The sequence below is a fragment of the Pseudomonas sp. CFBP 8772 genome, assembly GCF_014841665.1.
In the GTDB taxonomy this organism is placed as follows: Bacteria; Pseudomonadota; Gammaproteobacteria; order Pseudomonadales; family Pseudomonadaceae; genus Aquipseudomonas; species Aquipseudomonas graminis_B.
Genome location: NZ_JACYUI010000009.1, coordinates 110,265 through 129,718 on the forward strand (window position 1 = coordinate 110,265; position 19,454 = coordinate 129,718).

At 62.0% G+C, this 19,454-nt stretch carries 17 protein-coding genes; 11 read left to right on the forward strand and 6 right to left on the reverse strand.

The features are described from left to right. The first annotated feature begins 288 nt into the window (after positions 1-288). The 4 genes from IFT99_RS18560 (at position 289) to IFT99_RS18575 (ending at position 5,128) form a co-directional block, all read left to right on the forward strand. Positions 289-1,485 (forward strand): amino acid aminotransferase, encoded by a 1,197-nt coding sequence (locus tag IFT99_RS18560; protein ID WP_192134184.1) that lies wholly within the window; start codon positions 289-291, stop codon positions 1,483-1,485. A gap of 597 nt (positions 1,486-2,082) precedes the next feature. Further along, the gene (locus IFT99_RS18565) at positions 2,083-2,430 is read left to right on the forward strand and encodes a hypothetical protein (RefSeq protein WP_192134186.1); all 348 of its coding nucleotides are present in this window, start codon (positions 2,083-2,085) and stop codon (positions 2,428-2,430) included. Between the two features lie 397 nt (positions 2,431-2,827). Continuing rightward, the gene (locus IFT99_RS18570; RefSeq protein WP_192134329.1) at positions 2,828-4,153 is read left to right on the forward strand and encodes an MFS transporter; all 1,326 of its coding nucleotides are present in this window, start codon (positions 2,828-2,830) and stop codon (positions 4,151-4,153) included. A 141-nt stretch (positions 4,154-4,294) separates the two neighbouring features. Next, positions 4,295-5,128: an oxidoreductase gene (locus IFT99_RS18575; RefSeq protein ID WP_192134188.1), complete on the forward strand. Its 834-nt coding sequence runs from the start codon at positions 4,295-4,297 to the stop codon at positions 5,126-5,128. Positions 5,129-5,613: 485 nt separating this feature from the next. Here the strand turns inward: IFT99_RS18575 and IFT99_RS18580 are convergent, their stop codons facing one another. Continuing rightward, positions 5,614-6,375: a FadR/GntR family transcriptional regulator gene (locus IFT99_RS18580; RefSeq protein ID WP_192134190.1), complete on the reverse strand. Its 762-nt coding sequence runs from the start codon at positions 6,373-6,375 to the stop codon at positions 5,614-5,616. 247 nt (positions 6,376-6,622) lie between these two features. Between IFT99_RS18580 and IFT99_RS18585 the strand changes: the two genes are divergently transcribed. The 7 genes from IFT99_RS18585 to IFT99_RS18615 all read left to right on the forward strand — a co-directional run bounded on the left by IFT99_RS18585 (position 6,623) and on the right by IFT99_RS18615 (position 13,243). Further along, complete coding sequence (locus IFT99_RS18585) at positions 6,623-7,363, forward strand: SDR family oxidoreductase (protein WP_192134192.1); 741 nt, start codon at positions 6,623-6,625, stop codon at positions 7,361-7,363. A 66-nt stretch (positions 7,364-7,429) separates the two neighbouring features. Continuing rightward, positions 7,430-8,275, forward strand: coding sequence for a fumarylacetoacetate hydrolase family protein (locus IFT99_RS18590; protein ID WP_192134194.1), 846 nt, complete (start codon positions 7,430-7,432; stop codon positions 8,273-8,275). A 191-nt stretch (positions 8,276-8,466) separates the two neighbouring features. Continuing rightward, entirely contained in the window at positions 8,467-9,744 is a 1,278-nt protein-coding gene (locus IFT99_RS18595) for an L-fuconate dehydratase (RefSeq protein ID WP_192134196.1), read from the forward strand. A gap of 51 nt (positions 9,745-9,795) precedes the next feature. Next, a complete protein-coding gene (locus tag IFT99_RS18600) occupies positions 9,796-10,689 on the forward strand; it encodes an amidohydrolase family protein (protein ID WP_192134198.1) in 894 nt (297 codons plus the stop codon). Further along, complete coding sequence (locus tag IFT99_RS18605; protein WP_192134200.1) at positions 10,686-11,462, forward strand: SDR family oxidoreductase; 777 nt, start codon at positions 10,686-10,688, stop codon at positions 11,460-11,462. Before IFT99_RS18600 ends, IFT99_RS18605 begins: the two co-directional genes overlap by 4 nt. Before the next feature lie 10 nt (positions 11,463-11,472). Continuing rightward, positions 11,473-11,850: an L-rhamnose mutarotase gene (locus IFT99_RS18610; protein ID WP_192134201.1), complete on the forward strand. Its 378-nt coding sequence runs from the start codon at positions 11,473-11,475 to the stop codon at positions 11,848-11,850. Positions 11,851-12,010: 160 nt separating this feature from the next. Next, on the forward strand, positions 12,011-13,243 hold the full coding sequence (locus IFT99_RS18615; protein ID WP_192134203.1) for a sugar MFS transporter: 1,233 nt from the start codon (positions 12,011-12,013) through the stop codon (positions 13,241-13,243). Positions 13,244-13,472: 229 nt separating this feature from the next. On the opposite strand, the gene fhuF is transcribed toward IFT99_RS18615, so the two are convergent. The 5 genes from fhuF to IFT99_RS18640 all read right to left on the reverse strand — a co-directional run bounded on the left by fhuF (position 13,473) and on the right by IFT99_RS18640 (position 19,403). Next, complete coding sequence (fhuF, locus tag IFT99_RS18620; RefSeq protein ID WP_192134205.1) at positions 13,473-14,186, reverse strand: siderophore-iron reductase FhuF; 714 nt, start codon at positions 14,184-14,186, stop codon at positions 13,473-13,475. A 42-nt stretch (positions 14,187-14,228) separates the two neighbouring features. Then, positions 14,229-15,062, reverse strand: a complete 834-nt coding sequence (locus IFT99_RS18625) for a N(5)-hydroxyornithine transformylase PvdF (RefSeq protein ID WP_192134206.1) — start codon at positions 15,060-15,062, stop codon at positions 14,229-14,231. 11 nt (positions 15,063-15,073) lie between these two features. Next, positions 15,074-16,066, reverse strand: coding sequence for a TauD/TfdA family dioxygenase (locus tag IFT99_RS18630; RefSeq protein WP_192134208.1), 993 nt, complete (start codon positions 16,064-16,066; stop codon positions 15,074-15,076). A 37-nt stretch (positions 16,067-16,103) separates the two neighbouring features. Next, the gene (locus IFT99_RS18635) at positions 16,104-16,304 is read right to left on the reverse strand and encodes an MbtH family protein (RefSeq protein ID WP_065986085.1); all 201 of its coding nucleotides are present in this window, start codon (positions 16,302-16,304) and stop codon (positions 16,104-16,106) included. A gap of 900 nt (positions 16,305-17,204) precedes the next feature. Next, entirely contained in the window at positions 17,205-19,403 is a 2,199-nt protein-coding gene (locus IFT99_RS18640) for a TonB-dependent siderophore receptor (RefSeq protein WP_192134210.1), read from the reverse strand. Positions 19,404-19,454 lie beyond the last annotated feature (51 nt).

The following is a 19,454-nucleotide window of genomic DNA, read 5'->3' on the forward strand; positions in this document are numbered from 1 at the left end:
GCAATTGAGCACGGACGGCTGATCCCGTCAGGGAAAAGACGTACATAAAAGAAGTGATGGGACTACAAGTGGAGTCGACGGCGCCACCTTTCAAGCCACCCTCCGCAGATTAGTCCGCGGCACAGGACTAACGGTCGAAAAATTTCGCGAAAAACCCTGAAAAACCTGCGCGGGACTGTCGCCCGCACTGGCGCAGGCCTTTATACTTGCTCCCCGTTTGTGCACCGCTCTAGTGCAATCGGCTGGAGCGACGCGACCCATTCACTCCCCATTCAGAGCCCCCGCACAATGAGCCTGTTCTCCGCTGTCGAAATGGCACCACGCGATCCAATCCTGGGCCTCAACGAAGCATTCAACGCCGATACCCGCACGACCAAGGTCAATCTGGGTGTCGGCGTTTACAGCAACGAAGAAGGGAAAATTCCGCTGCTGCGCGCCGTTGTCGAAGCGGAAGAAAACCGGGTGGCCCAACACCTGCCCCGCGGCTACCTGCCCATCGACGGCATCGCTGCCTACGACAAGGCCGTGCAAACCCTGCTGTTCGGCGCCGGGTCGCCGCTGCTGGCTTCGGGTCAGGTAATGACCGTCCAGGCGGTAGGCGGTACGGGCGCTCTGAAAATCGGCGCGGACTTCCTCAAGCAGCTCTCCCCTGACGCCGTTGTGGCGATCAGCGACCCAAGCTGGGAAAACCACCGCGCGCTGTTCGAAACCGCCGGTTTCCCGGTGCAGAACTACCGTTACTACGACGCCGCCACCCATGACGTGAACCGCACGGGCATGCTGGAGGATCTGCAGAACCTGCCGTCCGGCTCGATCGTCGTGCTGCACGCCTGCTGCCATAACCCCACTGGCGTTGACCTGACCCTGGAAGACTGGAAGAAGGTGCTTGAGGTGCTGAAGGCCAAGGGTCATGTGCCGTTTCTGGACATGGCGTATCAGGGCTTCGGTGACGGGATTGACGAGGACGCAGCGGCGGTGCGTTTGTTCGCTGACAGCGGCATGACGTTCTTTGCTTCCAGTTCGTTTTCGAAGTCGTTTTCGCTGTATGGCGAGCGGGTCGGTGCGTTGTCGATCGTGACGGATTCGAAGGAAGAGACGGCGCGGGTGTTGTCTCAGGTGAAGCGTGTGATCCGTACGAACTATTCGAACCCGCCGACCCATGGCGCGTCGATTGTGGCGACGGTGTTGAACAGCCCTGAGTTGCGTGCCAAGTGGGAGGAGGAGCTGGGCGAGATGCGCCTGCGGATTCGCGGGATGCGTGAGGAGATGACGCAGCGTCTGGCGAATAATGCGGCGGGGCAGGATTTCAGTTTTGTCGCGCGGCAGCGGGGGATGTTTTCGTATTCGGGTCTGACGACGGCGCAGGTTCATCGGTTGCGCAATGAGTTCGGGATTTATGCGTTGGATACCGGGCGGATTTGTGTAGCGGCGTTGAATCAGGGGAATATCGGGGCTGTGACCGAGGCGATCCTGGCGGTTATCTGAGGGCTTTTTTAGGATCAAGATCAGGATCAAGAGCGTCTGCCTAAGGGCAGACGTTTCGCCTTCGGCGAGTTACTTGGAAAAGCACCCCAAGTAACCAAGGGTGCTTGCTCCTGGCTAGGTTCCTCCTTCGTCGGAATACCCTCACTTCGACGACGCTCCGTGGGCCCGCGCCGAACGGACATCCATGTCCTGACGGCGCTCTCGCCGCATCCATGCGGCTCGGCCCACTGCGCGTCGTCTGCGTTCGGCCTGCACCCAAGTCGCGATGGGTGTCGTCTGGACTTTTTGTGTAGGAAGATCAAAAGCAAATCAAAAGCTTCCCGGCTGAAGCCGGTCCTACTGAGTGCACGCGTCGCTTTTTTGTGGGACCGGCTTTAGCCGGGAAGAGGCCGGTGTGGGCGCCGGACATTTTTGCTGTTGCTGATCGTTCCCCCGCTCCGCGTGCGAACGCATCCTGTGACGTTCCGCGTCAGATACCTGGCGTGATCACAGGTCTTGCTGGACGCAGAGCGTCCAAGGCGGTGTTACCACGCGGAGCGGGGGAACGATCGGGTAAATGAAGCCGCGACATTGCCAGTCAGCACATGGATCGAACCCTTGCGCGCCGTTGCCCTCGATATCTGTAAGTCCTGTGAACGGGATATGACAGAAGAGGTGCATATGGCTACCCAGAACAATGATCAAACCGTCAACCGTAACGACCCGGCGATTAATCCTGAGACGCCGGATAGCAGCCTGGCGCAGAACGATGCGATGAAGAACCAGGGCGGGTCGCAAAGCCAGTCCGAGGACGGCGCGCGGAGTCAGGAGAACAACGGCAACCTGACCGACGAGAACAGTTTCACGCCTGATTTCGAGCCTGAAGAGCATGAGTCGCCGGACACCACAAAAGAGGAGCTGCAGACGGGTGAGCTGGACAAGGACATTGATACCGCCGGAGGTTGAGGGCGGTTTGAAAATCAGATAGCCGGATCAGGCCGATGGGTTTGATTGCCGGGTCGGATCCCGCCCAGGTCCATGCGGGAGTGAGCTTGCCCACGAAGAGGTCGGTACAGCCGCTGGATCTTCAAGGGCTTGGCTTAAGTCTTCGCGAGCAAGCTCGCTCCCACGGGATTCTCACCGCTGCCTCTGACCTGGTTCGGATCTAACAGCTCCGCCACCCGCTCGGTCTGGCGGATATTCCATTGCATGGCACCCTAACAAAACGGCACCATCACGCCTTGGTCTGCGCCCGCAGACTTGCCTGAAGTTCATCCCCGGAGCGTTGTCGATAATGGTCCAGCCCGCCACTCAGGATGCCCCGCGCGTCGGTAATAAACTCACACCCCGCGAGTTTCGCGGCATGGCGGCGATTCTGATGTCCATCGCCCTGGCCACCCTCGACACCGCCATCGCCAACACCGCCCTCCCCGCCATCGCGGCTGATTTGAACGCCTCACCGGCGGCGTCGGTGTGGATCATCAACGCCTACCAGCTCGCCGCCGTCGCCACGCTGTTGCCGTTTGCGGCGCTGGGCGGCGTGCTTGGCCATCGCAAGGTGTATCTGGGCGGGCTGATTCTGTTCGTGGTGTCGTCGGCGTTGTGCGCGCTGTCCTGGTCATTGCCTACGTTGACCATCGCTCGCGTGCTGCAGGGCATCGGCGCCAGCGCGATCATGAGCGTCAACGCCGCGCTGATCGGCTCGATCTTCCCCCACGAACGGCTCGGCCGCGGACTGGGCATGAACGCGCTGGTGGTCGGCACCTCGTTCTCCATCGGCCCGACCGTGGCCTCGCTGGTGTTGTCGGTGGCGAGTTGGCCGTGGCTGTTCGCGATCAACCTGCCCATCGGCCTGTTCGCCCTGGTGTTCGCCTGGAATTCGCTGCCCGCGACCCGTCTCGGCACACTGACCTTCGACCGCGTCACCGCCGTGCTCAACGTCGTCACCTTCGGCGCGCTGATCTTTGCCCTGAGTCAGGCGGCGCAACTGGGCTCCATGGCCAGCGTGCTGATCGCCCTGGCGGTTTTTCTGGTGGGCGGCGCGCTGATGCTCAAGCGCGAGGTCGGGCACCCTGCGCCGATGTTCCCGCTGGATTTGCTCAAGCGGCCGATGTTCGCGTTGTCGGCGCTGACGGCGTTCTGTTCGTTCGCCACCCAAGGGCTGGCGTTTGTCTCACTGCCGTTCTTTTTTGAAAGCACCCTGGGCCGCGACCCGATCCAGACCGGGTTTCTCATGACCCCATGGTCGGTGGTGGTGGCCATGATCGCGCCGTTCGCCGGGCGCCTGTCAGACCGTTATGCGCCGGGGCTGCTGGGCGGGATCGGGCTGGCGATTCTCTGTATGGGGATGATTTCCCTGGCGACTATGCCGGCCGACGCCAGCGTAATCTCCATCATCGCGCGGATGATCCTGTGCGGAATCGGCTTCGGTTTCTTCCAGGCGCCGAACCAGAAAGCGCTGATGACCAGCGCCCCGAAGGAGCGCTCCAGCGGCGCCAGCGGCACGATTGCGACGGCACGCCTGATTGGCCAGGCCACGGGCGCGGCGTTGGTGGCCTTGAGTTTCGGCATTTCCAGCACCCACGGCCCGGTGTTGGCGTTGAGCATTGGCGCCGGCTTTGCGGCGGTGGGCAGTCTGGCGAGCGGCTTGCGGTTAGTGACGAAGAACACGGCCAATCCGCGGCCTTAAGCGTCGTCAATCCAGCCAGCGCAGAATCAGGCAATCATCGCGCAGGACTGGGTCATCGGTTTGGCGCCCAGGGTTCCTACCATGGGGGACTTCGAGCATCGACCATCGATCAACGGCTTCGGCCCCGAGAGGAAACCCACAATGAGCACATCAAAAACCCTGTTCATCACCGGTGTCAGCAGCGGCTTCGGTCAAGCGCTGGCGCAACAGGCGCTGGCGGCGGGTCATACGGTGATCGGCACCCTGCGCAATGAAGACGCCGTTCAGGCATTCGAAGCCCAGGCACCCGGTCGCGCCCACGGCGTGCTGCTGGACGTCACCGACTTCGACGACATCGACCGCGTGGTCGCCGAGGCCGACACCGCATTCGGGCCCATCGACGTGCTGGTCAACAACGCCGGCTATGGTCACGAAGGCATTCTGGAAGAGTCGCCGCTGGAGGATTTGCGTCGGCAGTTCGACGTCAACGTATTTGGCGCGGTGGCGATCATCAAGGCCTTCGTGCCGCTGTTCCGCCAGCGCCGCAGCGGGCACATCCTCAACGTCACCTCCATGGGCGGCTTCATCACGATGCCGGGGATTTCCTACTACCACGGCAGCAAGTTTGCGCTGGAAGGCATTTCCGAATCCCTGAGCAAGGAGTTGAAGCCCTTCAATGTGTTTGTCACGGCCGTAGCGCCGGGTTCCTTCCGCACGGACTGGGCCGGGCGTTCGATGCAGCGGACTGCGCGGCAGATTGCCGACTACGACGCCAGCTTCGACCCGATCCGCAAGGCCCGCGAAGAACGCAGCGGCAAGCAGCCGGGGGATCCGGTCAAGGCGGCGGACGCGATGCTCAAGCTGATTGATAGCCCCACCCCGCCCGCGCACTTGTTGCTGGGCAGCGATGCGTTGAAGCTGGTGCGGGAAAAGCTCGCGCAGCTGGAAGCCGAGTTTGCGGAATGGGAAGAGGTGTCGCGCTCGACGGATGGGTGAAGTTCGATGAAAGTGCGTCGGCCTAACGGCCTCGGGTTTCGCCTTCGGCGAGTTACTTGATAAAGCCCCAAGTAACCAAGGGCTTTTGCTCCTGGTTGGGCCCTTCCTTCGTCAGGGTTCCTTCACTCCGGTCTCGCTCCGTGGGCCCGCGCCGAACGAACATCCATGTCCTGACGGCGCTCTCGCCGCATCCATGCGGCTCGGCCCACTGCGCGAGACCTGCGTTCAGCCTGCACCCAAGTCGCGTTTGGCGGTGACTGGACTTTTTGCGTATGAAGGTCAAAAGCAGATCAACATCAACATCAACATCAACATCAACATCAACATCAAAAGCTTCCCGGCTGAAGCCGGTCCTACAGACCTGCTGCGTACCCACCGTAGGACTGGCTTTAGCCGGGAAGAGGCCGGCATGACCGCCATCATTTTTTCTGGGATACGCCCTCCTTGTGGGAGCCGTCAACCGGGAACTCGTGGCGTAACTTAACCTACACCCCGCCCCGGCTGAAGATGCGGATCACTTCATCCAGATGCCCCGCCATCGCCTGCCTCGCAGCTTCTGCATCGCGGTGTTGCAAGGCATCGAGGATCAGGCGGTGTTCGTGCTCGGAGCGGAACGGCATGTCGTCGGAAGTGTAGTGGGCCTGCAAGCGCTGGAACATGCTGCCGTACTGATGCCCGAGCAGGTGCTTAATCATCAGCCCATAGGCCGGGTTGCCCGAGGCCTGGGCGATGCGGATGTGGAACAGGCGATCGCCGGGGTGGGTGTGGGAATGCTCGCGGTTGTCCCGGGCGTTGCGTTCGAAGGCCTCGCGGATCGCGTCGAGTTCTTCATCGCTGGCGTTTTGCGCGGCAAGCGCCGCCGCTTCCGGTTCGATCAGCCGACGCGCCTGAAGCAGGGCAAACGGCGGAATCTCCGCGCTGAAATCCACCTCGATGCCCAGCTCCGGGTCGACGTCCTTCCACTGATCGCGGGTGACCTGGGTCATCACCGGTTCATCGGACAGCTTCTGCCCCGGCGGTTCGCAGACCAGCACGCCATTGCCCACCCGCACATCCACCAGCCCGATTACCTCAAGGGCAATCATCGCCTCACGCACCGACGCCCTGCTCACCCCCAGCATCTTCGCCAATTCACGTTCGGCCGGCAGGCGGCTGCCCGGTGGAAACTCGCCGCTGTCGATCAGCGCACGCAGCTGATCGGCGATCTGGCGATAAAGTCTCTGGTTATCAATTACTTGGATTGGCATGGGGAATCGGCTCGGAAATTTTCAGCGCACTGGATCGACAAATGGCCTTGTTGCGGCCCATGACAAGTGCTAAAAACAGGACCAATGGCCTGACCATTGGAGCGCTGCAGTGATCGGAGCATAGCAAAACCCGATGGGGTTAGCGTGCGTCGTCGTCGCCTGAATGCGGCCTCCGTGGCCCGGTCAGCAGACCTGAACCGCTTGATAGCCAGGCAGGTCGTCTCAACAATAAAAACAAGGGATCAACATGGACCTCACCGGTAAGCGAGTGCTCATCACGGCCGCCGCCCAGGGCATCGGTCAAGCCAGCGTCGAGGCCTACCTGAAGGCCGGCGCGGAAGTCTTCGCCATCGACATCAACGGTGCAGCGCTGGACCATCTGCAAGGCGTGCACAAGCGCGTGCTCGACGTCAACGACCACGCCGCCATCGAACGGCTGGCCGCCGAAGTGGGCGCGCTGGACGTACTGTTCAACTGCGCAGGCGTGGTGCACAGCGGCAACATCCTCGAATGCTCCGAAGACGACTGGCGCTTCGCCTTCGACCTCAACGTCACCGCGATGTACAAGATGATCCGCGCGTTTCTGCCGGCAATGCTGGCCAACGGTGGCGGCTCGATCATCAATATGTCGTCGGTCGCCTCGGCCATCAAGGGCGTGCCCAACCGCTTCGCCTACTGCGCGAGCAAGGCCGCCGTGATCGGCATCACCCGTTCGGTCGCTGCTGATTTCGTCGGGCAGAACATCCGCTGCAACTGCATTTGCCCCGGCACCGTGGAATCCCCTTCCCTGCGTCAGCGGGTGGCCGATCAGGCCGCGCGCGAGGGACGGGAAAAGGCCGAGGTGTACGCCGCGTTCGAAGCCCGCCAACCTATGGGACGCCTGGGTACGCCCGAGGAAATTGCCCAACTGGCGCTGTACCTCGGGTCGTCCGCCAGCGGTTTTACCACCGGCACTGCGCAAATCATCGACGGCGGCTGGAGCAATTGAGTCCGCCGCCAATCCCGCATATTCGTTAAACCGATTTCTGATCAATCACCATTTAGAGGACTCCCCATGAAATTGCTGCGTTACGGCGAACCCGGTCAAGAACGCCCTGGCCTGCTGGACAGCAACGGCCGCATTCGCGATCTGACCGATCTCATCGGCGACCTGTCGGGCACCGCCCTGAGCCCGGAAAGCATCGCGCACTTGCAGTCCCAGGACATCAACAGCCTGCCGCTGGTCGAGGGCACTCCGCGCCTCGGCCCGTGCGTAGGCAAGATCGGCAAGTTCATCTGCATCGGCCTGAACTACGCCGACCACGCCGCTGAAACCGGCGCCGACATTCCGAAAGAGCCGATCATTTTCAACAAGTGGACCAGCGCCATCGTCGGCCCCAACGACAACGTGGAAATCCCGCGCAACTCGAAGAAGACCGATTGGGAGGTCGAGCTGGGCGTGGTCATCGGCAAGGGTGGTCGCTACATCGACGAGGCCGATGCGCTGGAGCACGTGGCGGGTTATTGCGTGATCAACGACGTGTCCGAGCGTGAATTCCAGCTCGAGCGCGGCGGCACCTGGGACAAGGGCAAGGGTTGCGACACCTTCGGCCCGATCGGCCCATGGCTGGTGACCCGCGATGAAATCGCCGACCCCCATCAGCTCAACCTGTGGCTGGAAGTCGACGGCAAGCGCTACCAGAACGGCAATACGCGCACGATGATTTTCCAGATTCCCAAGCTGGTGAGCTACCTGAGCCAGTTCATGAGCCTGCAACCGGGCGACGTGATTTCAACCGGCACACCGCCGGGCGTGGGCCTGGGCATCAAGCCGGAACCGGTTTTCCTGCGCGCCGGCCAGACCATGCGTCTGGGGATTGAAGGGTTGGGTGAGCAGCAGCAGCTGACGGTCGACGCCTGAGGCAGCAAACACCATTCCTGTGGGAGCGAGCTTGCTCGCGAAGAGGCCAGTGCATTCCCTGCCTATTCATCAGGAGTAAAGGCTTCGCGAGCAAGCTCGCTCCCACAGGTTCTGCATGCACTTGAGATCAGTGGTTTCCTCAGTTTTCCCAATACGCCGCGCTGCCCATAACAATGCCAAAGGGACCCGCCATGACCACCATCACCGCCTTTCGCGTTGAAGACATCCGTTTCCCCACGTCGCAATTGCTCGACGGCTCCGACGCGATGAACCCGGACCCCGATTACTCGGCGGCCTACGTCATTCTCGAAACCGATCACCCCACCCTGCAGGGCCACGGCCTGACCTTCACCATCGGCCGTGGCAACGAGATTTGCTGCACAGCGATCAACGCACTGGCCGGCGTGATGGTCGGCTTGACGCTGGAATGGATCACCGAAGACATGGGCCGTTTTTGGCGCCACGTCACCAGCGACAGCCAGTTGCGCTGGATCGGCCCGGACAAGGGCGCTATTCACCTGGCGACGGGCGCCGTGGTCAACGCAACCTGGGACCTGTGGGCCAAATCCGAGGGCAAGCCGGTGTGGCAACTGGTGGCGGAAATGACCCCGGCGCAACTGGTGCGCTGCATCGATTTTCGCTACATCACCGACTGCCTCACCCCGGACGAAGCCCTGACCCTGCTGACCGAGCGCGCCGAGGGCAAGGCGCAGCGGCTGCGAACGCTGCTGGCCGACGGTTACCCCTGCTACACCACGTCGGCGGGCTGGCTGGGCTACGCCGACGACAAGCTGCGCCGGCTGTGTCAGGAAGCGGTCGATGGCGGCTTTTCTCACATCAAGCTGAAAGTGGGCCGCGACCTGCAGGACGACATTCGTCGGGTGCGCATCGCCCGGGAAGTGCTGGGGCCGGATCGCCATCTGATGATCGACGCCAATCAGGTCTGGGAGGTCAAAGAGGCTATCGACTGGGTCCGCGAGCTGGCGTTCGCCAAGCCCTGGTTCATCGAAGAACCGACCAGCCCCGACGACGTCGAGGGCCATCGCACGATTCGTCTCGGCGTCCACCCGGTGAAGGTGGCGACCGGCGAGATGTGCCAGAACCGCATCGTCTTCAAGCAACTGATCATGCGCGGCGCCATCGACGTGGTGCAGATCGACGCCTGCCGGCTCGGCGGGGTCAACGAGGTGCTGGCGGTGATGTTGATGGCCGCCAAATACCAGCTGCCGGTCTGCCCCCATGCCGGCGGCGTCGGCCTGTGCGAGTACGTGCAGCACCTGTCGATGATCGATTTCCTGTGCATCGCCGGGACCCATGAAGGTCGGGTGGTGGAGTATGTCGATCACCTGCATGAGCACTTTGAAGATCCGTGTGTGATTCGCGATGCGGCGTATCTGCCGCCGGCCGCACCGGGGTTCTCGATTCAGATGAAGGCCGCTTCGCGGGAGCAGTACGCGTACAAAGGCTGAGGACCCCGCCAGAGCTTTGCCCAGGCATGAAACGGACGGAGTACAACAACAATGTCGTCCCGACACTCAAGCGTTCCGGCAGCGCCCTTGCGGGTGGATGCCCATCAGCATTTCTGGACCTACGACGCCCGGGATTACCCCTGGATCGACCAGCGCCATGCCGCGTTGCAACGTGATTTCCTGCCGGGGGATTTGAAACCTCTGCTCGATGAGCACGGTATCGACGGCTGCATCGCGGTGCAGGCGCGGCACAGCGTCAGCGAGACCGACGCGCTGCTCAGCCACGCCGCCACTTACCCGTGGATCTTTGGCGTGGTCGGCTGGGCGGATCTGCGGGCGGATGACCTAGAGGCGCAACTCTCACGCTGGGGCGACGCTCATAAAGGCGCGCAAAAACTGGTCGGCCTCCGTCATCTGATCCAGGACGAACCGGCGCCGTCGCTGTTCCTCCAGGACCCTGCGTTCGCCCGTGGCATTCAGCTGTTGCAACGCCACGGGCTGGCGTACGACGTGCTGATAAAAGACAAAGACCTGCACGCCGCCACCGACTTCTGCCAACGCCACGACCGGCATCACCTGATCCTCGATCACCTCGGCAAACCGGACCTGTCCCGGGAAGACCCCATCGACTGGGCCGACCGCCTCGCCCCGCTGGCCGCCCTGCCCCACGTCGCCTGCAAGCTCTCCGGGCTGATTACCGAGGCCGACTGGCAGCACTGGCGAGCGGGGGAGCTGCTGCCTTACTTCTATCTGGCGCTGGAGCTGTTCGGGCCGCAACGGTTGATGTTCGGTTCAGACTGGCCGGTCTGCCAGCTCGCCGGCCGTTACAGCGATGTCCACCAGTTGTTCGAAACCGCCATCAGTAGGCTCTCTGTCGATGAGCAACATGCGCTGCGCGGCGGCACCGCCATTCGCCTTTATGGCCTGCAAGGAAACTGCCCATGAATCTGCACCTGCACGACAAAATCATCATCGTCACCGGCGGCGGCTCGGGGATTGGCGCAGCCATCTCGCTGGGGCTGGCCGAAGAAGGCGCGATCCCGGTGATCTTCGCCAATCAACCGCTGCCCGCCGAACTCGCGGCAGAACTGGACAGACGCCAGCCGCACACCCTGTTCGTCCAGGTCGAGCTGCGCGATGAGGCCGAATGTGCGGCGGCGGTGAGCCAGGTGCTGGAACGCTTTGGTCGCATCGACGGGCTGGTCAACAACGCCGGGGTCAATGACAACGTCGGGCTGGAGGCGGGTCGCAGCGCGTTCATCGAGTCGCTGGAGAAGAACCTCATTCACTACTACGTCATGGCGCATTTGTGCGTTGACGCGCTGAAGGCCAGCAAGGGCGCCATCGTCAACATCGGCTCGAAAACCGCCCTCACCGGCCAGGGCGGCACCAGCGGTTATACCGCCTCGAAAGGCGCGCAACTGTCCCTGACACGGGAATGGGCGGCGTCGTTGCTGAGCGATGGCGTGAGGGTGAACGCGGTGATCCCGGCCGAAGTGATGACGCCGCTGTACGAGCGCTGGATTGCCAGCTTTGACGACCCTGACGGGAAGCTGGCGAAGATCGTCGAGAAAATCCCCTTGGGCCAGCGCATGACCACGCCGACCGAGATCGCCGACAGCGTGCTGTTTCTGCTATCCCCGCGCGCGTCCCACACCACCGGGCAGTGGCTGGTGGTGGACGGCGGCTATACGCACCTTGACCGAGCACTGACATGAGCGCGCTGACATGAATACTGGGCTGGTTGCGCAGCGTTTTTGTCTGGCTCTGGACCTCGCCGATGACGAGGCATTGATTGCCGAGTATGAGCAGTTGCATCGGCGCATCTGGCCGGAAATCGCCGATCATCTTCGCGGCCAGGGTGTGCTGGACATGCAGATCTGGCGACTGGGCACGCGGCTGTTCATGGTCATGGACACAGCGCCGGGCTTCAGTGCCGACGCGATGGAGCAGGCGTCGGCGGCCCATCCCAAAGTGCAGGAATGGGAAGCGCTGATGTGGCGGTTTCAGACGCCGACGCCGTGGACCGAGCCGGGGAATAAATGGCAGCCCATGGCGCAGATTTTCAGTCTGGATGAGCAATTCAAAAGACTGCATGAGCCCTGACACCCCTCTGCGCCGGCTGCTGAATGGGTCTCTGGTGGGAGCGAGCTTGCTCGCGAAAGCTGAGTTTCAAACGCTGGAAAACTCGTGGATGTACCGGCCTCTTCGTGAGCAAGCTCACTTCCACAGGCACGCTTGAACAACAACAAAAAAGGAGAGCGTTATGTTGACCAAACACAGCAAAGTACAGACTGGGGTGTATCGGCACGCTGAGCCATCGGTGCGGATGGCGTTGATGCTGGTGACCAGCCTGTTTTTTCTCTGGGGCCTGTCGTATGGCCTGCTTGATGTGCTGAACAAGCATTTTCAGGAAACCCTGCACGTCAGCAAGGCCCAGTCCGGACTGTTACAGGCCGCGTACTTCGGCGCGTATTTCATCATCGCCCTGCCCGCCGGCTTTTTGATGGACCGCTTCGGCTACAAGGCCGGGATCCTGCTGGGTCTGTGCCTGTACGCTGCGGGCGCGTTGCTGTTCATGCCGGCGGCCAATGCGGCGAGCTTCCCGTTCTTCCTGTTCGCGCTGTTCGTCATCGCCCTGGGCCTGGGTTGTCTGGAGACGGCGGCCAATCCCTATGCGACGGTGCTGGGCGATGCGAAAGGTGCTGAACGTCGGCTCAATCTGGCGCAATCGTTCAACGGCCTTGGCCAGTTCGTCGGGCCGCTGCTGGGTGGCGCGCTGTTCTTCGGCGGCAGCAACGCCGGCAGTGACAACAGTTCGCTGCAAACCACGTATGTGGTCATCGCGGTGATCGTCCTGCTGGTGGCGGCGCTGTTCGCCCGCACGCCGATGCCCGATCTGCGCGAACAGGAATCGAGCATCCAGCGTCAGGACAGCAAAACCCTCTGGCAGCACCGCGAATTCGTCGGTGGCGTGGTCACGCAGTTCTTCTACGTCGCGGCGCAAGTCGGCGTCGGCGCGTTCTTCATCAACTACGTCACCGAGCACTGGGCGAGCATGACCAGCCAGAGCGCCGCATACCTGCTGTCGGTGGCGATGATCTGCTTCATGTGCGGACGTTTCTTCAGCACCTGGCTGATGGGGCGCATCCCGGCGCAAAGGCTGCTGATGGTCTACGCGTGGATCAACGTTGCGCTGTGCGCGGTGGTGGTCAGCGGCGTGGAAAGCGTGTCCGTGGTGGCGCTGGTGGCGGTGTTCTTCTTCATGTCGATCATGTTCCCGACCATCTTCGCCATGGGCGTGAAAAACCTCGGCCCCCACACCAAACGCGGCAGCTCGTTCCTGATCATGGCCATCGTCGGCGGCGCCCTGATGCCGTATTTCATGGGGCTGGTGGCGGACCACTTCTCCACGGCGCTGGCGTACCTGCTGCCGCTGGGGTGTTTTGTGGTGGTGGCGTTTTATGGGCGTAGCGGGTTACGCGGGCGGGAGGCGTGATCTCGGTTTTGTGGTGTGAGGACTGACGCCTTCCCGGCTGAAGCCGGTCCTACTATCAGGTTTCAGCGAGTCCCAATCGGCGTGCGCGACGCTTTTGTGGGACCGGCTTTAGCCGGGAAGAGGCCCGTGGCAGCAGCCTCACTTTTGCGGTGTGACGCCTGGTGCTTTCCCGGCTGAAGCCGGTCCTACTGTCAGGTTTCAGCCAGCCCCAATCGGTGTGCGCGATCAGTCAGGACAGCGGGCAGTTGCTGCAGTAATCGAGGCCTTTAACTCGATAGCGAATGCAGCACACACGGCGTTGTCGCTTGGGTTCGTCTTGCCCTTTGACCTTGATGTAGCGCACCGGTTGAAACAGAGGATTGCGGCGTCTGTCTGGCAGGTAGTGGGCGTTGAGCAGCTGGTGGCCGTGACTCACATCGGCGTGGGGTATCGCGTTTGCGAGGACGCCCAATAGCCATTCGAAATAGTTGCCGGCGTTGCTCCACAGCACCTTCGGCGACAGGCGCACATGGCGGGCGAAAGTGTCGATGAAGGGCCTGAGGTGCTGCTCCAGCAAATCATCGAAACGCTCGAAGGCATCACTCGGACCGGGCGTCCATTGCTGTCCCTCGTCAGGCAGCTTGAAGGCGACAGGCAGGCAATCATCGTCGAGAATCAGCTGCAGATGATCGAGGTGCAGCGGCAGGCGATGGTCGAGTATCAGTGAGGCCGCGACCACCGGTGGTATCAGTTTGATGAAGTAATACTTGCTCCAGATCGACGCCAGCCCGCGCGGGTCGCTCTCGGGATAGGCAGTACCGAATCGCGTTAGGACATCGTTCAGGTAATCGCCGCCGAGAAAGGTGCGTAAAGGCACACCGACGCGAGGGTCGTCGGGCAATACGAGCACATCGCGATAGTGCTCGAAGTCAGCGATAAACAGCGGCGCCAGCGCAGGAATCATGGGGCGATTCGCTGTGCTGGCCGCCTGTTCATCGTGAAGCGGTCAATGGGACTGCTGCCGCGCCAGCACCCACAACCCCTGCTCCAGCGCGGGAAACAGGCTGTTGTTGAAGTTGTTCCAGCGCAGTTCGAGGATGGTGTCGTCGGGCGCGATCGGCGTGTCGAGCACGTCGAACACCACCTCACCGGAATCGATGCCGGTGTCGACGTAATGGAACGACGCGCCGGTCATGTTCACCACCGGCGTGTCCACCATCTCCCGCGTGGTCCAGTCGACCACTTTCTTGCCCCGGGCGCCGTACAGCGCGTCGAGGGTGGCATAGGCTCCGCGCCGTTCGTACGGTGACTCCAGCCGCGTGATGCCCGGGTGCACGTTGAAGATGCGCCGATGGAAATCAGCGCCTTCGCGCACCAGTTCGTCGAGGATTACCAGCAACCCGTCGAGGACCACGACGTCGGCGCCCAGCGCGTGCAGTCGCTCGCCGAGACGTCGCTCGAAATCCGACTTGCCGGCCGGCCGCGCACTGTCGTCGAGGCGCAAGGCGCGGTAGCTCGACGGCACGTTTTCCAGCAGGTCATCGACCTTGCGCCCCTGCACCGTCAGGCCCGCCGGGTAGAACCAGTGGGCGCCCTCCCCCGGCGTGAACCCATAGTCCTTGATGCTCTCGCGGTCCCGCGCGGACTCAGGATTCTCGTCGTAGATGATCGCTTCCAGCGAGTAGTGATCGCCGAGGGCGGTGTCGTTGAGCGCCTTGACCAGGTACTCCAGCGGCGAGGTCATGTAACGCTGCTCGCCGTGGTAATCGACGTATTGACCGGCCTTGTCCGCCGCGGCGTTACGCAGCGACCAGACGTAAACAAGCTTGGTTTTCTGCATGAATATCGGACTCAGGAAAGGGTGTGCAGGGTGTCGCCGCTGACGCCTTCGGCCATGGCGACCACGACTTTGCGTTCGCCGCTGAACGGCTTGCGCGAGTGCGCCGTGAGCATGTTGTCGAGCATCAGCACGTCGCCGGTCTGCCAGGGGAAGACCACTTCGCATTCGCTCAGCACGCCACGAATTTCCGCCAGGGCGTCGGCCTCCAGCGGGCTGCCGTCGCCGTAGTAGACGTTGCGCGGCAGGCCTTCTTCGCCGACGGTGTCGAGGAGGATCTCCTGCATCTCCTCGTCCAGGTTCGACAGGTGGAACAGGTGCGCCTGGTTGAACCAGACCCAGTCTTTGGTGCGCGGATGCTGGGCGACGCCTTGCACCAACTGCCGGGTGCGCAGGTCGCCGTCCTCGTTCCAGTCGCACTGGATGCCACGGGGGCGGCAGTAGTCTTCGACGTCGCTGTGGCGCTCGGTGTTGAAGACCTGTTGCCAGGTCAGGTCCAGCCCGTTGCCGTAATTGCGCACGTACATCAGGCGCTTTTCTTCGAAGCGTTTGCGCAGCGCCGGACTGATGCGCTGGAACACCCGGCGGCTGTCGGCAATCGGCGTCTCGCCTCCGCTGACCGCGGCTTTGGCGCAGTAGAAGAAGATGCGCATGGGCCATTCGGTGGTGTAGGCCTGTTCGTTGTGCAGGGGGATCGAGCGGTGGGCCGGGTATTCGGTGGAGGTGTAGACGCCTTTGCCATCGACCTGGCTGCGCGGGGTGGAACCGAATTCGTAGTTGAGCAGCGAGTGGCCGAAGGAGGCGGCGAACTGCTGGAAGCCTTCGACGCCTTCGGGGGTGAAGCCGCTGAAGAGGATGGCGCCGTCGCGCTCAAGCGAGTGGTCAACGACGCTGCGCAGGGCGTCGATTTCGGCGGCCAGGGAGACGCCGGTCTGGCCGGGCTGGACGCGCAGGGGGAAGCCGGCTTCAAGGCGCAGGCGTTCGGGGGTGAGCATGCGCATGTTCATGGGCGGGACGCTCCTGATGTGGCTGAAGGGGGTGGGTTCAGGCCATGGCCTTGCGCAGGCTGAGGGGGCGCATGTCGGTCCAGACGCTTTCGATGTGGTTGAGGCAGGTCTGTTTGTCGCCTTCGACGCCGACGCTTTTCCAGCCGTCCGGGATGGCTTTGTAGTCGGGCCAGATGGAGTACTGTTCTTCGTGGTTGATGACGACCCGGAACTGTGTGTTTTCGCTGTCGAAGCTCATGTGTTATCCCTCGTGGTGTTGGAACGGCGCAGGTAAGCGCGCCTTACCTGAAAGACGAACGAGGGGGCTGGATGGTTAGTGGTTTTCAGTAAAAAATCTGTTGCCGCGTGAAGCTTGAAGATCACAAGCATCTGCCTAACGGCAGATCGTTTCGCCTTCGGCGAGTTACTTGGAAAAGCACCCCAAGTAACCAAGGGTGCTTGCTCCTGGTTGGGCCCTTCCTTCGTCAGGGTTCCTTCACTCCGACGACACTCCGTGGGCCCGCGCCGAACGGACATCCATGTCCTGACGGCGCTCTCGCCGCATCCATGCGGCTCGACCCACTGCGCGTCGTCTGCGTTCAGCCTGCACCCAAGTCGCGTTTGGCGGTGACTGGGCTACCGCGTAGAAGATCAACAGCGAGAGCAAAAGCAAAAGCAGATCAAGGGCTTCCCGGCTGAAGCCGGTCCTACTAACAGACCGCGCGCACCCGTAGGACCGGCTTTAGCCGGGAAGCCGTTGCCGTTGCCGTTGCTTTTGATCTTCATACACATGAAGCTCAGACGACACCCATCGCGACTTGGGTGCAGGCTGAACGGAGGTCTCGCGGAGTGGGCCGAGCCGCATGGATGCGGCGAGAGCTGCCCCCCGCCATGGATGGCGGATGGCAGCGGGCCCACGGAGCGGGACCGGAGTGAAGGAACCCGACGAAGTCGGGCCCAACCGAGAGCAAGCACCCTTGGTTACTTGGGGTGCTTTTCCAAGTAACTCGCCGAAGGCGAAACGTCTGCCCCTAGGCAGACGCTTTTGATCCTGGCGCAATAAGCCGCACCGCGCACCTCGGGGACAGATTAATTGACGATGAAGCGCTGTAAATAAATCGGTCCCCTAACGGATTAAATAAATCGGTCCCCTAACGGATTACCAGCGGAACGCCACAGTGCCCAGGACCGTACGCTCTTCGCCCCAATAACACCGACCCGCGTTATTGCAGCCGCTCACATACTCCTTGTCGAACAGATTCTTCGCATTCACATCCACCGACCAATGCTTATCGATGTCATACCCCACCAACGCATCCACCAGCGTCACATCGCCCGTCTTCAACTTCCCGTACAACGTCGGCCTGGTATACGCGAACGTATTGTCGAAATAACGCACCCCGCCACCCACACGGAAACCGCTCATCGGACCATCCAGGAAGCGATACGTCGCCCAGGTACTCGCCTGATTACGCGGTATGCCGGTCAACTGATGATCCTCGTACAACGACCCCGCACTGTCCTTCGTCACCCGCGCATCGGTGTAGGTGTACGACGCCGTCAGGCTCAGGTTCTTGGTCACATCACTGTTGACCTCCAGCTCCACGCCCTTCGACTCGCTCTTGCCGATCTGACGGCTGTATCCGTTCGAACCGGAAATCACATCGTGGGTCTTGGTCAGGTCAAACACCGCCGCGCTGAACGTCGTGTTCCAGCCAGCCGGCTCGTACTTCAGGCCCACCTCGTACTGCTCGCTGAGAATCGGGTCCAGCAACTCACCGTTCGGTTGCGACGACTGCTGCACTGGCGTGAACGCCGTCGAGTAACTCACGTACGGCGAAATCCCGTTCTCGAACTGGTACATCAAGCCGGTCTGCCAGCTGAAACGATGGTCCCAGCCGTCCAGGTCTGCGGCGCCACTGGCGGTTCCGGCGCGGTTGCGGTACTGGCTGTTGACGAAGTCCTGGCGACCGCCCAACAGATAGATCCAGTTGTTGTACTTGCTCTGCAGCTGGCCGTAAACGCCGTACATCTGCTGGTCCAGTTGCGAGTTCTGCGCTGTAACGAGCATCCGTGGAGTGCCCGACGGAAACACCGGACTAAAGGCGTTGTAGGTACCGCCGTTACCGATCGCCCAGTCTTGGTTGTAAGAGGTGCGGTCGTAGCTCGCGCCCAGCAGCACGGTGTTTTCCAGTGCGCCGGAGGTGAAGTGGCCTTCGAACTGGTTGTCCAGCGAGTAGGTGATCGACTTGTTGTCGCGATCGTAGGCTTGGCTGCTCAGCGTGCTACCGAAGCCAGAATTACTAAGATCACCTGGCCAGGTCTCATGACGGTCCAGACGCGATTCCATGAAGCGAGAATTTTGGCGGAACTGCCAGGTGTCGTTGAGCTGGTGCTTGAACTCGTAACCCAGGGTCCAGGTTTCGCGCTCGAAGTCGTCCCAGTTCGGGTTGCCGTTGAACTGGTCCTTGCCGATCTTGCCGTTGACGTTGTTCAACAAGGTGCCCGCTGCGGGGTAGCCGAGCAGCAGCTTGGTGCGGTCGCGCTGGTAGGACGAGAGCAGGGTCAGCGCGGTGTCTTCGTCGAAGTTGAAGGTCATCGACGGCGCGATGTAGATGCGGTCGTCCGGCACCGAATCCACCTGGGTGTCGGCGTTGCGGCCGAGCATGACCACGCGGCCGAGGATGCGGTTGTCGTCGGTCAGCGGACCGGACACGTCGAGGGACAGCTGGCGGCGGTTGTTGCTGCCATAGGTGAATTTGGCTTCGCCCTGGGGCGTTTCGGTCGGGCGTTTGCTGACCAGGTTGACCAGCCCGCCCGGCGCGTTTTCACCGTAGAGGATCGAGCTCGGGCCGCGGAACACTTCAGTGCGTTCCAGGCCATAGGGTTCGGTGGTGGTGTCGTAACGGTTGCCTTGCAGACGCAGGCCGTCCTTGAGCAGGCCGTAACCGTAGTCGGTGGCGTTGTAGCCGCGAATGGAGAACAGGTCGCCCGCGAGGCCGTCGCCGACGGCGAATGGCGGGGCGAATATGCCGGGGACGTAACCGAGGATGTCGGTCAGGGATTGCGAGCCCTGATCCTGAATGCGCTGGCGTGTGACCACCGACACCGAGCGCGGGGTTTCCGACAGCGGTGTGCTGGTCTTGGTGCCGGCCGTGCTGTTTTTCACCTGATAGCCTACGGTTTGCTCCCCTTCGGGTGCTTCACCGGTGACCACCGAATTCTGCAGCTCGATGGTGGCGCCCTGCTCGGCCTTGGCCGGGGCATCCGCCGCCCAGGCCGCGCCGTGGCAGGCGACCGTTGCGACCAGTGCGGCCAAGGCATTGATCTTGAATTGACCCTTGTTATTGCTCGCCATCCGAACTCCCCCTCCCTTTGATATCACACGGGGCAAGGCCCCAAAATTGAC

Coding starts and splice junctions, on each gene's coding strand:
- IFT99_RS18625 (WP_192134206.1), bottom strand. CDS start 15,062: ATGCAGAAAACCAAGCTTGTTTACGTCTGGTCGCTGCGTAACGCCGCG.
- IFT99_RS18615 (WP_192134203.1), top strand. CDS start 12,011: ATGTTGACCAAACACAGCAAAGTACAGACTGGGGTGTATCGGCACGCT.
- IFT99_RS18575 (WP_192134188.1), top strand. CDS start 4,295: ATGAGCACATCAAAAACCCTGTTCATCACCGGTGTCAGCAGCGGCTTC.
- IFT99_RS18585 (WP_192134192.1), top strand. CDS start 6,623: ATGGACCTCACCGGTAAGCGAGTGCTCATCACGGCCGCCGCCCAGGGC.
- fhuF (WP_192134205.1), bottom strand. CDS start 14,186: ATGATTCCTGCGCTGGCGCCGCTGTTTATCGCTGACTTCGAGCACTAT.
- IFT99_RS18595 (WP_192134196.1), top strand. CDS start 8,467: ATGACCACCATCACCGCCTTTCGCGTTGAAGACATCCGTTTCCCCACG.
- IFT99_RS18635 (WP_065986085.1), bottom strand. CDS start 16,304: ATGAGCTTCGACAGCGAAAACACACAGTTCCGGGTCGTCATCAACCAC.
- IFT99_RS18560 (WP_192134184.1), top strand. CDS start 289: ATGAGCCTGTTCTCCGCTGTCGAAATGGCACCACGCGATCCAATCCTG.
- IFT99_RS18610 (WP_192134201.1), top strand. CDS start 11,473: ATGAATACTGGGCTGGTTGCGCAGCGTTTTTGTCTGGCTCTGGACCTC.
- IFT99_RS18600 (WP_192134198.1), top strand. CDS start 9,796: ATGTCGTCCCGACACTCAAGCGTTCCGGCAGCGCCCTTGCGGGTGGAT.
- IFT99_RS18605 (WP_192134200.1), top strand. CDS start 10,686: ATGAATCTGCACCTGCACGACAAAATCATCATCGTCACCGGCGGCGGC.
- IFT99_RS18580 (WP_192134190.1), bottom strand. CDS start 6,375: ATGCCAATCCAAGTAATTGATAACCAGAGACTTTATCGCCAGATCGCC.
- IFT99_RS18630 (WP_192134208.1), bottom strand. CDS start 16,066: ATGAACATGCGCATGCTCACCCCCGAACGCCTGCGCCTTGAAGCCGGC.
- IFT99_RS18640 (WP_192134210.1), bottom strand. CDS start 19,403: ATGGCGAGCAATAACAAGGGTCAATTCAAGATCAATGCCTTGGCCGCA.
- IFT99_RS18590 (WP_192134194.1), top strand. CDS start 7,430: ATGAAATTGCTGCGTTACGGCGAACCCGGTCAAGAACGCCCTGGCCTG.
- IFT99_RS18570 (WP_192134329.1), top strand. CDS start 2,828: ATGGCGGCGATTCTGATGTCCATCGCCCTGGCCACCCTCGACACCGCC.